General features: G+C 55.6%; 9 protein-coding genes and 1 pseudogene. 6 read left to right on the top strand and 4 right to left on the bottom strand.

Going from position 1 to position 13,182, the window contains the following annotated elements; translation table 11 throughout:
- Nucleotides 1–98 precede the first annotated feature (98 nt).
- Nucleotides 99–1,082: an alpha-ketoacid dehydrogenase subunit beta gene (locus tag AC2IAX_RS18315; protein ID WP_494388727.1), complete on the bottom strand. Its 984-nt coding sequence runs from the start codon at nt 1,080–1,082 to the stop codon at nt 99–101.
- Nucleotides 1,083–1,368: 286 nt separating this feature from the next.
- On the opposite strand from AC2IAX_RS18315, the gene AC2IAX_RS18310 reads away from it, so the two are divergent.
- From AC2IAX_RS18310 to arsM, 6 genes and pseudogenes are all read left to right on the top strand, one after another.
- Nucleotides 1,369–1,818: a tellurite resistance TerB family protein gene (locus AC2IAX_RS18310; protein WP_494388726.1), complete on the top strand. Its 450-nt coding sequence runs from the start codon at nt 1,369–1,371 to the stop codon at nt 1,816–1,818.
- Between the two features lie 221 nt (nt 1,819–2,039).
- A complete protein-coding gene (locus tag AC2IAX_RS18305; RefSeq protein WP_494388725.1) occupies nt 2,040–2,591 on the top strand; it encodes a hypothetical protein in 552 nt (183 codons plus the stop codon).
- A 268-nt stretch (nt 2,592–2,859) separates the two neighbouring features.
- Nucleotides 2,860–3,831, top strand: a complete 972-nt coding sequence (locus tag AC2IAX_RS18300; RefSeq protein ID WP_494388724.1) for an NAD(P)H-dependent glycerol-3-phosphate dehydrogenase — start codon at nt 2,860–2,862, stop codon at nt 3,829–3,831.
- A gap of 5 nt (nt 3,832–3,836) precedes the next feature.
- Entirely contained in the window at nt 3,837–4,316 is a 480-nt protein-coding gene (locus AC2IAX_RS18295; protein ID WP_494388723.1) for a DUF751 family protein, read from the top strand.
- Nucleotides 4,317–4,483: 167 nt separating this feature from the next.
- Nucleotides 4,484–4,873: pseudogene (gene rbfA, locus AC2IAX_RS18290) on the top strand (30S ribosome-binding factor RbfA); the annotation flags it as partial.
- A 188-nt stretch (nt 4,874–5,061) separates the two neighbouring features.
- Nucleotides 5,062–6,030, top strand: a complete 969-nt coding sequence (gene arsM / locus AC2IAX_RS18285; RefSeq protein ID WP_494388722.1) for an arsenosugar biosynthesis arsenite methyltransferase ArsM — start codon at nt 5,062–5,064, stop codon at nt 6,028–6,030.
- 46 nt (nt 6,031–6,076) lie between these two features.
- On the opposite strand, the gene AC2IAX_RS18280 is transcribed toward arsM, so the two are convergent.
- The 3 genes from AC2IAX_RS18280 to AC2IAX_RS18270 are packed head-to-tail and all read right to left on the bottom strand — an operon-like array spanning nt 6,077 to nt 13,073.
- Nucleotides 6,077–7,381, bottom strand: coding sequence for a hybrid sensor histidine kinase/response regulator (locus AC2IAX_RS18280; RefSeq protein WP_494388721.1), 1,305 nt, complete (start codon nt 7,379–7,381; stop codon nt 6,077–6,079).
- Between the two features lie 23 nt (nt 7,382–7,404).
- Nucleotides 7,405–9,489 carry a putative bifunctional diguanylate cyclase/phosphodiesterase gene (locus AC2IAX_RS18275; protein WP_494388720.1) on the bottom strand — a complete coding sequence of 695 codons (2,085 nt, stop codon included), beginning with the start codon at nt 9,487–9,489 and terminating at the stop codon, nt 7,405–7,407.
- Between the two features lie 44 nt (nt 9,490–9,533).
- Complete coding sequence (locus AC2IAX_RS18270) at nt 9,534–13,073, bottom strand: MHYT domain-containing protein (RefSeq protein ID WP_494388719.1); 3,540 nt, start codon at nt 13,071–13,073, stop codon at nt 9,534–9,536.
- Between the last annotated feature and the right edge of the window lie 109 nt (nt 13,074–13,182).

Here is a 13,182-nt window from a genome sequence, read left to right as displayed (position 1 = left end):
CTAAGCCCCTTGTGGCCTCGCGATCGGGTAACGGCAACAGTCATTTAACTTGACCGATCAAAATAAGTTTGCCGTGCTGCTAGACGCGGCGATCCTAACTAAATGCGGTTGTCCAACAGTTTCTTCGTGGCTTCCACAATTTGGCCTGGTTGCACGATCGTCAGATTCTCCAACATCCCGTTATAGGGCGTGGGAATATCCTGCGAAGACAACCGTACCGGCGGTGCATCCAAATCATCAAAGCATTGTTCAATGATCTGGGCCGTCAGTTCTGCCGCAATGCCGCCCGTCTTCATGCACTCTTCCACAATCAGCACCCGATGGGTCTTACGCACTGACGCGGCGATCGTGGCCATATCCAACGGTTTCAGGGAAATCAGGTCAATCACTTCCGGATCGATCCCTTCCTTCTCCAGGGTTTTCACCGCCTGCATCACGTGGTGGCGCATTCGGGAATAGGTCAGGATCGTGATGTCCTCGCCCGATCGCACCACTTCCGCCTTATCCAACGGCAGCAGATATTCTTCGTCCGGCAAATCTTCCTTCAGGTTGTAGAGCAGCACATGCTCAAAAAACAGCACCGGGTTATTGTCGCGAATGGCAGACTTCAACAGCCCCTTGGCGTTATAGGGCGTGGAACAAGCCACAATTTTCAACCCAGGAACCGCCTGGAAATAAGCCTCTAGACGCTGGGAATGTTCTGCTCCCAACTGGCGACCCACCCCGCCGGGGCCTCGGATCACCATCGGAATCGTGAAGTTACCGCCGGAGGTGTAGCGCAGCATCCCGGCGTTGTTGGAAATTTGGTTAAAGGCCAGCAACAAAAAGCCCATATTCATGCCTTCCACGATCGGGCGAAGACCCGTCATCGCCGCACCCACAGCCATCCCCGTAAAGCTGTTTTCGGCGATCGGGGTATCCAGCAACCGCAGATCACCGTATTTCTTATACAAATCCTTGGTGACCTTGTAGGAGCCGCCATAGTGACCCACATCTTCTCCCATCACCAACACCCGAGGGTCACGGGCCATTTCTTCGTCGGTTGCTTCACGAAGGGCGTTGAAGAAAATCGTTTCTGCCATCGGTTTGTTGTGGAATTCGTTGTGGAAGTTGAATCAAGGTTGGCTCAGCGGGGTTTATTGTACCGCCAAGGTTGCGCCCGATCGCGCCGAACTCCGGCCATGGGGCCTCAAATCCCGTCACGGTTTGTTCAAAAATCAACCTTAACGATCGCCCCCAACCCACGGAAACCAAGCCACAATACGAGGCGACGCGCACTGCAAACCGCGCCACCGCAAACCGCACCAAAAACCCCACGCTCGCTAGGGTTTTGATTTTTAGGGTTTTGACTTTAAGGACGGATTCACCATGGGCCTACTTGACAGCGTGTTTCGGAAAGCAACTCCCGACGGGACGATCACCCTGTCCTCGCCCGAGGCGTTTGCGGCGATTTTGGTGATTGCCATGGCCGCCGACGGTTACGCCACCGATGAAGAAGTGCGCACCCTCCGCGACAGCCTCTATCGAATGCAACTGTTCAAGCGCTTTGACGAAGAGCACATGGCCAAAATGATCGACAAACTCTTGGGCATCATGCAATCCCAAGGGCCCGATGCGCTGTTCCAAGGGGCCCAAGTGGCCTTGCCCGAAGAGCTGCGCGAAACCGCCTACGCCGTGGCCGCCGACATGACCCTCACGGACGGAACCTTGGACGCTTCCGAGCAAGAATTTCTGACGGAACTGGCCAGCGCCCTCGCCATTTCCCCCCAAACCGCTGAATTGTTGATCACCGCCATGACCATCAAAAATCGCGGCTAAGCAAAAATCGCGGCTAAGGCTGAGGCCAACAGGTCAGCAGCCCAAGAACCGCGATCGGGGGTAGGCTGCCCCAGAAGCGCAGCAGTTTTTGAGGGCTAATCAGAGGGCTAATCAACGGAGCGATCGACCACCGCCCCAGAAAGATTTCCTCAAACGCTCGTTTGGGGAGCACCGTTTGCTAGGCTGGCTTTGCACCGAAATGCAATCTCCAACGTTCCTCAATGGGCGCGACTTTAGAACAAATTGCCAGCTACCTCGATCGCCGGGGTTGGACCTACGACATTGACCACGAGCGATCGTGGATTGTCACCGCCGTTCAGGCCGACAACCTCGATGACTTTCAATTGGTGGTGCAGCTCGAAGAAGAAGGGCGTTTTTTCAAGCTGTTTGCGCCCCAGGTCATCAGCGGTATTCAAAGCCACCCTCACAAAGCCGCCATTTTGCAAACCATGCTGAGCATTTCCTGGGAAACCAAAATGCTTCAGTGGGAATATGACCCCTCCGATGGGGAAATTCGGGCCATCATTGAATTTCCCCTGGAAGATGCGCCCCTCACGGAAAAGCAATTTAATCGCTGCTTGGTGGGGCTGATTCAGATTGTTGATGATTTCGCCATGCCGCGCCTGATGGCGGTGATGGAAACTGGGCTGGACCCAAACGATGAGGAGGTTGGGGAGCGGCTGTTGTTGGCCCTCCAGGAAGAAGCCCCCGGCCTGTTGGGCCTGTTGGAACGGGCCATGGAAGCTCGCAAGCGGCGCGGCTTGTTCCCTTGAAGAACCAACGGCGCGATCGATCCAGCGATTGGTCTCCACCAGCGCTTAATCTCCAATCATGATCAGAGTGCTGACAACGAGCTGCTGAGGGCAAGGGCATTACGCGAAGTCGAGATAAAGAGGGCTAATTCACCGGTCGTTTTGGGTTGAGTCTTTTACGGTTCCTCTGCGATCGACAGTGGATTGATAGTTGATTGGGTTGCCGAGGCCCGCAAGAAGATGCTGAGGCCGGTGGCCAGGAATCGGCACAGGAGCGAGAGGAGGAGTGATGATCAACACGGCAAGGGGCGATCGGGTGGACATGGCTCCCGTCACGATCGCCATCATTGGTGCGGGCGTTTGGGGATCGGCCTTGGCCCGGCTGGCGCGGCAAAATCCCCAAGCGATCGTGCGGCTGTGGTCGCGGCGGAATATCGAGAGCCTGGGAGAAGCGATCGGGGGAGCCAACTTCGTCCTGTCGGCGGTGTCAATGAAGGGGGTCAGTGACTCGATCGCCCGGTTAGCGGCCACGGAGATGCCCCCCTCCACGGTGTTGATCACCGCCACCAAGGGACTGGATGCCCAGAGCCACCAAACGCCTTCCCAGATGTGGCATTCGGCTTTTCCCCAGAACCCGATCGTCGTGTTGTCGGGGCCCAATCTCTCCCAGGAAATTGAACATGGGTTGCCGGCCGCCACGGTGGTGGCCAGCTATGACCAAGGGGCGGCCGAAGCGGCCCAGCGGCTCTTTGCCTCCAATGTGTTGCGAGTCTATGCCAACCTCGACCCGATCGGGACGGAATTGGGCGGAACCCTCAAGAACGTGATGGCGATCGCGGCGGGCGTTTGCGACGGTCTGCAATTGGGAACCAACGCCAAGGCGGCCCTCCTGACTCGGGCCCTGCCGGAAATGATTCGGATTGGCACGCATTTGGGGGCCCAGGCGGAAACATTTTTCGGGTTGGCGGGCTTGGGCGATTTGCTGGCCACCTGTAACAGCGCCCTCTCGCGCAATTACCAGGTGGGCTATGGGCTGGCCCAAGGAAAACCGCTCGATCGCGTCCTGGCGGAAATTCACAGCACCGTGGAGGGGATCAACACCGTGGAAGTGTTGGTGGCCATTGCCCGCGAGCAACAAATTCCTGTCCCGATCGCCCGTCAAGTCCATCGCCTGTTGCATGGCCAAATCACACCGCAGCAGGCCGTGCGCGCCTTGATCGATCGCGATCTCAAGCAAGAATTTGAAGACGAATTGCTTTGAAGCAGTTGCCCGTTAATTCCCAACGAATCCCCAACGAATCCCCAACGAATTCCAAACCAGTCCCAAACCAACTCCCAAGCCATCGCCAGCCCAACGTGCGATCGCCCCACCTCAAGGCGCGTCCCCCAGACCAGCCGATCGCCCCGCCAAGCACTCGCCAAATTGCCCGTAAAATAAGGATTGGCTCATGGCTTCCAGGGCCGGCGTTTCCCAACTCAACGCCCCTTGTCCAGGCGATCGCCCTTTCCTCGCCGGTTGAAATCACCGTTGAAATTCCCATGCAAGACTTTTTGAATAACGTTTTACGCTATCCCCGATTTCTGATTAGCTTCAGCCTGGGCGTGGTGCTCACGCTGCTCTCGCCCTTTACGGGATTGATGCAAGACCGGCGATCGGCGATTGCCGTGGGCTGCCTGTTTGCCTCTGCCTTGGGATTTGTATTCTTTACGCTACGGGCCATGTTGGGTTTGGCAGAAGTTCAATAGCGTTCAACGCCAGTCCAGTCCAACTTCAGGAGCAACGAACTCAAGGAGTAGCCAACTCAAGTTCAAGGCAAATTCCAATCAAGCTCAGCAAATTCAAATCAAGCTCAATCGAGCTTCATGGCCGATGCTTTAACGGCCTTTCGACTGCATTTTTGGAGAATTAAGCAATGGCTACAAACCGGCGAGTCGCGCGGGTGGCGGAAATGATTCGGCGCGAAGTCAGCCAAATGCTGATGAATGATATTAAGGACGATCGGGTGGGGCTGGGAATGGTCAGCGTCACCGATGTGGATGTGTCCGGCGATTTGCAACATGCCAAGATTTTTGTCAGTGTCTATGGCACAACGGAAGCTCGCGAAGCCGCCATGGCCGGTTTGCGATCGGCTACTGGCTATGTGCGCAGTGAATTGGGGCAGCGGGTGCGGCTGCGACGAACCCCGGAAGTGATTTTTATCGAAGACAGTTCGATCGAGCGGGGGAGCCGCGTTCTCAGTCTTTTGGATCAGCTTGAACAACACCGCAAAGAACATCCCCTAGACTTGGAGACGGATCATCAAAATGGGGCCGATTCAGACTTAGTTGATGATGAACTAGATGACGAGCTAGATGATGAATTCGACGATGAGCTAGACGACGAATTTGAAGACGAGTTCGACGATGAAGATGATGAATTCGACGATGAGCTAGACGACGAAGACGAACTTGATCATGAATTAAATGCAGGATCGGAGGCTGGCTAATTGCCATGAGTTACCTAGAAACCGCTGCTGATTTTTACCGGGCCGCCGCCGTTACCCCAGAGGTGGGGCTATGTTGCGTTCAAGGCAGCACGGTGCAATTTCCAGGGCTGCGAATTCCTGCCCGCATGTCCAACATGAATTATGGCTGCGGCACAACCGTGCAGCCCACGGAACTGACCGGACAACCCACCGTGCTCTATGTGGGTGTGGGTGGTGGACTGGAAGCTTTGCAATTTGCCTATTTTTCGCGGCGGCCGGGCGCGGTGATTGCGGTGGAGCCGGTGGCAGAAATGCGATCGGCGGCGATCGAGAACTTACAGCAAGCCGCCCAGTTAAACGACTGGTTTGATTTGAGCTTTGTGCAAATTGTGGCCGGTGATGCCTTTGATTTGCCGATCGCTCCTGAGTCAGTGGATGTGATGGCCCAAAACTGCTTGTTCAATATTTTTGAGCCGGCAGATCTCGATCGGGCCCTGGCGGAAGCACACCGCGTTCTGAAACCCGGCGGCCGGTTAATGATGAGCGACCCGATCGCGCAGGAACCCATTCCCGAACACCTGCGCCAGGATGACCGGCTGCGGGCCATGTGCCTTTCCGGGGCCCTCCCCTACGAAACCTATGTCGATCGAATCGTGGCCGCCGGATTTGGCCAAGTGGAAATTCGGGCCCGCCGTCCCTATCGCCTCCTCGATCGCGCCACCTACCAAATTGAGAGCGACCTGCTGCTCGAAAGCCTTGATAGTGTTGCCTTTAAAGTCCCCATTCCTGAGGATGGCCCCTGCATTTTCACGGGTAAAACGGCCATTTACACCGGCCCCCAAGATCACTACAACGATGGCCAAGGTCATCAACTCGATCGAGGTGTCCCGGCGGGTGTTTGCGACAAAACCGCTGCCAACTTAGCAGCCCAAGAACCCGCTCAAATAACCATCACCCCTTCCACTTGGCACTATCGCGGTGATGGCTGCTGTTAGAAATTGGGGGGGTATTCAGCATCAGCCGTTTGAGAACCTTGCCTGCTCAAACCGATTCGGCACGCAGGGCGATCGGCAACTCAATGCAGAATTCAGCCCCCGCTCCCTTGGCTGACTCAACGGTTAATTGGCCATGGTGATGATTCACAATAATTTGATAGCTACTGGCCAAATTTAAACCTACTCCTTGCCCGATCGGCTTCGTGGTGAAGAATGGGTCAAATAATTGGCGCTGAACTTCTGGAGAAATCCCCACCCCGTTGTCCCGAATTCGCACTTGAATGGTGGTGGGGCTAATGCGTTCGGTGCAAATCCAAATCGTTGGATCTTCCTGAAGTTGCTGTTTTTGCACCGCAGAACTCAGTGCTTCGATCGCATTATTCAAAATATTCAGAAAAACCTGATTTACCTGGCCCGCATGGCACTTCACAGGCGGCAAATCCCCATAGGCTTTAATCACGCGAATTTTCAAATCGGCTAGGGGTTGATTCAGCAACAGCAAAGTGCTGTCCAATCCATCGTGCAAGTTCACCGACTTAATTTCAGCTTCTCCTAATCGCGAAAAAATACGCAAGGCCAGGATAATTGACTGAATGCGATCGACCCCATTTTGCATCGCATCCACCAGTGATTGAAAGTCACGGGCAATGAACTCCAAGTCGATTTCTTTCAGAATTCTTTGCACCGACTCCGGCGGATTAGGGCAAGCCGCCTGATACTGATTTAGTAACTCGAATAGTGTTGCCAAATACTCCCTTGCAGGCGACAAATTACCCGCAATAAAACTCAGGGGATTATTAATTTCATGGGCCATTCCCGCCGCCAATTGGCCAATGCTGGCCATTTTTTCCTGCTGCAACAGTCGCAAATGGGTTTGGCGCAATTCTTCCAGCACCCTTTGCAGGGTTAGGTTTTGGGTAACAAGGCTCTCTTGGGCCCGCTTCAGAGCAAGCTGATTTTCAATGCGGGCAATGACTTCTTCTAATTGAAAAGGCTTGGTGATGTAGTCAGCACCACCCATTTGAAAGGCTTGCACTTTATCCTGGGCACTATCCAGGGCGCTCAAGAAAATAATCGGAATTTCTTTGAGGTGATCATTTTCCTTGAGGACGCGACAAACGTCATAGCCATTCATGCCCGGCATGTTGATATCCAACAGAATCAGTCTGGGTGGATCGGCATGAATTGATTGCAAAGCCATGGGGCCGTTGAGGGCTTTGCGAACGGAGTAGCCCTGTTCTACTAAGAGGGATGATAGGAACTGAATATTGGCGATCGTATCGTCAACAATCAGAATGTCCTCTTTTGTGTCCGATTGGGTAGACATCGCGGGTGCAACCGTGGCATTCATCGGCAAAACTCAGGAAATAGATATCAACCCTGATGAGACCAGGATTTAATGGGATAGTTGATCAAGAAATCTTCCATTTCGGCAACCATGAGAGGTTTAGCCACCCAATAGCCTTGAATGAAATCACATTGAAATTCTTGTAATTTTTGGAGTTGAGCGATCGTTTCAACGCCTTCCGCCACAATCTGTTTTTGCATGGTTTGGGCAATGTGGATGATGGCGGCTACGAGTTCGCCCCGTTCGTGGGACTCATCCAGGGGCGTGATGAAGGAGCGATCGATCTTGAGAATGTCCACGGGCAGTTTTTGTAAATAACTCAGGGAGGAGTAGCCCGTTCCAAAATCATCGACGCAAATTTGAATTTGTCGATCGCGCAAATTATTTAAAACGGCAATATTCTGCGGGGTGTGACCCATAAACACCCCTTCGGTAATTTCTAGCTTCAGGCAGGAGAGATCCACTGCTAGATTTTGCACAATTTGATTGAACTTTTCTAAAAAGTCCTGTTGGCTAATTTGGCGAACTGAAAGATTCACGCTCACAAATAGAGGCCGATCGCCCGGGCGATCGCGATTCCACCGTTGAATCTGTTTCAGCGCTTCAGCCAACACAAACTCCCCGATCGCCACAATTAGTCCTGTCTCTTCTGCGACGGGAATAAACATGGAAGGGGGCACATAACCATGCACCGGATGGGGCCAGCGCACCAGAGCTTCGCAACCGGCCAATTCTCCCGTGGCCACGCAGACAATGGGTTGATAGGCCACTTGCAGTGCCTGGTTTTGGAGGGCATGGCGCAGCTCGGTTTCCATCTCCAGGGTCTGGAGGGCGTAGCGATGCATGGCTTTGTTGAACTGTTGGTATTGACCCCGGCCCATGGCTTTGGCTTGATACATGGCCGCGTCGGCATCCCGCAGCAGGTGTTCTGGGTGGCTGTAGTTGTCCGAGTCTACGGCAATGCCAATGCTGGCGTTGGTGAAAATTTCATGGCCCTGGAGCTTAAACGATCGCTGCAAGGCTTCCATGACCCGATCGGCATAGGTTTGGGCCAAGGTGAGGGGATCGGGCCCCTGTAACAGCAGGGTAAATTCATCGCCCCCAAACCGCGCCATGAGGTGGGGCGGCTCCAGCAGGGACTGAAGCCGTTGGGCCAGGCTAATTAGCAGTTGATCGCCCACAAAATGCCCCAAGGAATCGTTCACCACTTTGAACCGATCGCAGTCAACAAACAGCACGGCCACCCGATCGGCTTGGGCTTGGCGAGCGGCTTGAAACCGTTCCGCCAACTCCCGCGTAAAAGCAGTCCGGTTGGGCAACCCCGTGAGGTCATCCCGCAGCACCAGATCCATCAGTTGTTCTTGTAGCCGTTGGCGCTCTTGAATTTCCGTATGCAGGGCCGCATTCGCCTGTTCCAGGGCCCAAGTGCGCTCCCGCACACGCCGTTCCAAGTCCAAGTTCAACTCGGCCATTCGCTGTTGAGCCGATCGCGCCTGCAAATGGGTGCGTACCCGAGCGAGCACTTCCTGACCATGAAAGGGCTTGGTGATGTAGTCTGAACCACCCACATCAAAGGCCCGCACCTTGTCAAAGGCATCGCTGAGGCCACTGAGAAAAATGACGGGAATGTCGGCGGTGCTGGGATTCGCCTTCAGGGCCTGGCAAACGCTGTAGCCGTCCATGTCCGGCATCATGATATCGAGCAGGATCAGATCCGGTGCGTCGGCGGCCACGGCCCGCAGGGCCATGGAACCGTTGATCGCCTTGCGGATTTGATATTGCTCACTGGCCAAAAGGGCTGCCAGGAGTTTCAGGTTTTCGGGGGTATCGTCCACAATCAAGATATCGGCCGGCTGGAGATCCACCTGTTGAAAACTAACTGGCTCGATATTGGTGTCAGCCATTGCAGGGGTCGCAGCCCGATCGGGAGCGATCACCGCAGCGGCCGCGGGTCGATCGAGCGGTTGGTCGGCATGGGGCCAGCCGCTCGATCGATCCCGGCCAGGTTCCTGGAATTCACTCACAACCCCGGGCAAATGCCCCGCAAGGGGCGCGTGAGTGGCGGCAGGCGAGTCCGGTGGCTGGTCGGGTTGGGAAGCGGAGTGCGACATGGCAGGCAACAACTCAGGCGGCATGTTGAGACAAACGGACTGATCTAGGGGGCGGATTGCACTTCATCCAGTAACTCCAACACCCGATCGAACCGCAAACCGTCAATCCATTGGCTGAAGACTTGGCGCAAGGCGTTGGCACTGTCCGGCAGCGCCTCCAAAAGCTGCAAGGCTTGGCTATCGCTGCCTCGGGTGACGGCCGCTCGGAATTGCTGCTGCCAAGGATCGGGCAAGCTCGCCAGTTGGGCCAGCAAGGTATGGGGATCCGCATCGATCGGGGCGGTGTTGGGTTCCGGTTCCACAGGCGCTTGGTAGAGATATTGCACCCCTAATTTTTGACCCAACAACTCCAGCAGATCGGTGAAGTTAAAAGGTTTACAGATCAATTCATCACAGCCGGCCGCCAAGATCGCCGCTCGATCTTGATCAAAGGCACTGGCCGTTAAAGCAATGATCAGCGTTTGGTGGCCGCCGGGCTGGGATTTGATCAGGCGACTGGCCGCGTAACCATCCAAACCAGGCATTTTCATATCCATAAAGATGGCCTGGGGGTGGTGCTGTTGCCACAGTTCGACAGCCATTTGACCATTGATGGCGGTGATGGTCTGAAAGCCCACTTGGTTCAGCAAGTCCGTGAGCAGGGCGCGGCTGTCCGCATGGTCATCGGCCACCAAAATCAAATAGGCCGGTTGTCCCGGAGCCAACCGCAGGATGGGCTGCTGGGAAGCGGAGTCGATCGCGCCGCTGGTTGCTGCCCGCTGGGCTTGGATCGTGACCGTGAAGGTAGCTCCCGTTTGCGGTTGACTATAAACCGAGATGTCGCCGCCTAACAAGCGGGCAAATTCACGAGAAATGGACAGGCCCAACCCGGTTCCCTGGCCCGATCGCTGGCCAACGGCTGTTTGCTCAAAGGGACGAAACAGTTGGGCAATTTCTTCGGCCGACAGGCCCGGCCCCGTGTCGCTGATGGTGAACTCCAGACCAATGGCGGCGGGGTCGGTCTCGCGGGTGGCCGGGGTCTCGGCGATCAGTGGCGATCGCTCCCCGATCGGGGTGGTTGACAGTTCCCGCGCCGTCAAAATCACCCGCCCCCGATCGGTAAATTTCAACGCATTGCCCAACAGATTCAACAAAATTTGCCGCAATCGGTTCTGATCCGTAATCACAAATTGCGACAGGGTGGCCGATCGCTCAAAAAGCAATACCAACCCCTTGCTTTCCGCCTTCACGGTCAACAGATCTTGCAAGGTGTCTAGCAACCGGTGCAGATCAAACCGTTCCAGTTGCAGCGTCATTTGGGCCGCTTCGATTTTGGACATATCCAAAATGCTGTTGATCAGGCCCAAGAGATGCTCGCCGCTGCGGTTCACAATATTGGTCTGCTGGCGGTGGGTCAGGGAAAGGGATGGATCGCGCGCCATCAGTTGAGTAAAGCCCAAAATCGCATTCAGGGGGGTGCGGAGTTCGTGGCTCATTTGGGCTAAAAAGTGACTTTTGGCCCGGTTGGCTCGATCGGCCTCTTCCTTGGCGGCCAATAGTTCGATCGTTTGCTGTTGGGTTTTGGCGAGCAATTCGGCCTGTTGCACGGCCACGCCAAATTGCTCAGCAATCCGCACCACGCTGGCCACTTCCACCTCCGTCCAACTGCGCGGCTGGTCATTTTGGTAGCAAGCCAACAGGCCCCACAACTGCTCCCGACAGAAAATCGGCACGATGATATAGGCCCTGGCCTCCAGGGCCTCTAATAACCGGAGATAGCAATCATCGAAGTTGTAGGCGTAGATATCACTGACACAGCGACAACTACGGGTGGTTTGGTAGCTGCCTCCCTGGGTGTCCTGGAGGTAGGAATCTTGAATCAACAGGTTTTGGCTATCGATCGTTTTGATAATGCATTCCGGGCGATCGACCGCAATTCGCTCAATGGTGGTGTTGTTATAAACCGGTGTCCAACCGGGAACCACGGACTCTGAAACCACGCGCCCGCTCCAGTTCGGCTCAAAGCGGTAGACCAAAACGCGATCGCACTCAATAATTTGCTGAAGCTCGCTGGTGGTGGTGTCCAGGATGGTTTGTAACTCCAGGGTGCGCCGCATCCGTTGAATCACGCGGGCGATGGTGGTTTCGCGGCGGGCAGTTTTTTGGAGGGCTAACTCGGCCAGCCGGCGATCGGTAATGTCCGTTAGGGAACAAACCACCCGCTCCACCTGCTGATCTTCATTCAGAATTGGATCCGCATTCACTAACAACCAGCGCCGCTGTTCGCCTTCGTTCAAGCTCAAGATGGTGTTGGCCAAGCGCCATTGGGGATTGGTGATGCGATCGGTGGTCCAAGATTGCCCCGTTGATCGATTGGCGGCCCCACCGCCACCGGTTTCACCCCCATCCCAACCCAAACTGGCACTGAAGCTGGAACTGAAGCCGGTGAAATTGGCTTTCAGCAGGTTACCTACGCCTCGGTTCACCGTCGGGCGATTGGGCACGGTGGCATCCGGCTCCCCCAACGCCAAAATCTGCTGAAGCGGCATCAGGTCTTGGCCAAGGGTGAAATCATTCGGATTAAGAGTGGGCAACCCCGCATGGAAAATTTGCCCCTGAAGAGCCTCGACAGAGGTGCCCAGCAGCTTGGCCGCCATGGGATTGCAAGACAAGATACGCCCACCCGCATCCACCAGCAGCACCCCCGTTGGCAGGCGATCGATCAGCAGTCGAAACCGCATCTCACTTTCGCTGAGGGTTTGCTCCCGCACTCGCTGTCGATCGAGTATTCGCTCAAACGTGGAAATGGCTAGAGCAATCACCAAAATGACGATCGCCCCCAAGGCCACATCCACCGCCAACCCCGCCGAAGTGATGCTGGGTAAGTTGGCAGGCTGATTGAAAGATCCGCTCCCGATCGGGAAATCCGGGGTCTGCTCCGAAAACCCAGAAGCTGGGTGATTCACCATCCAAAACTGCGTGCTGGCCATGGCGGTGTAGTGCATCCCGCCAATTCCGCAACCCATGATGGTGGCGCTGCTGAGGGACTGCCAGGAGAAGGGAACGCCACTGCCAGCCGCTTCCATGCCCGATCGCCCCAACCGCAACGACAGCCAAGCCGCCCCATAGGCAGACACCAGGGCAATCACCACAGAAGCACCAACCCCCAGCCAAGAATAGTGAACCTCCCCGGGCAACTGCATCGCTGCCATGCCGGTATAGTGCATCGCCACGATCGCCAGCCCCATGCACAGCCCCCCCACCAACAGTGAAAAACGCACTGCGCTGCGGCTCATCACATACAGGCCAATCCCCGAGGCGATCAGGGCCCAAAACAGAGACAGCAACGTGGTGTTGAGGTCGTAGTGAACGGCCATGGGCAACTGAAAGGCCAACATGCCCACAAAATGCATAGACCAAACACCCACCCCCATGGCCAGGCTGCCACTGACCAACCACAGCACCTGTTGGCGCGCGGTTTGGGCCAGGCGCAACCGGCCCGCCACATCGAGGGCGGTGTAGGATGCAACGATCGCGATCGCCAGCGAAGCACTCACCAACGACCAGTCATACATCCCAAAAACGGGACTCAGCAGAGGCTCCATGGGCAATTGTTGAACAATTCAGGGCGATGGTGGCGGGCAGCTAATTAGCTCGGGCAATTAGAGCTTGTTTTGTATAGTTTTCCCAGCCTCACGGGGAATTGGGGCCCTG

It is taken from the genome of Limnothrix sp. HT2024, assembly GCF_059138625.1.
The sequence above is the reverse complement of the archived record's forward strand: the minus strand, read 5'-3'. Positions and strand labels throughout refer to the sequence as shown.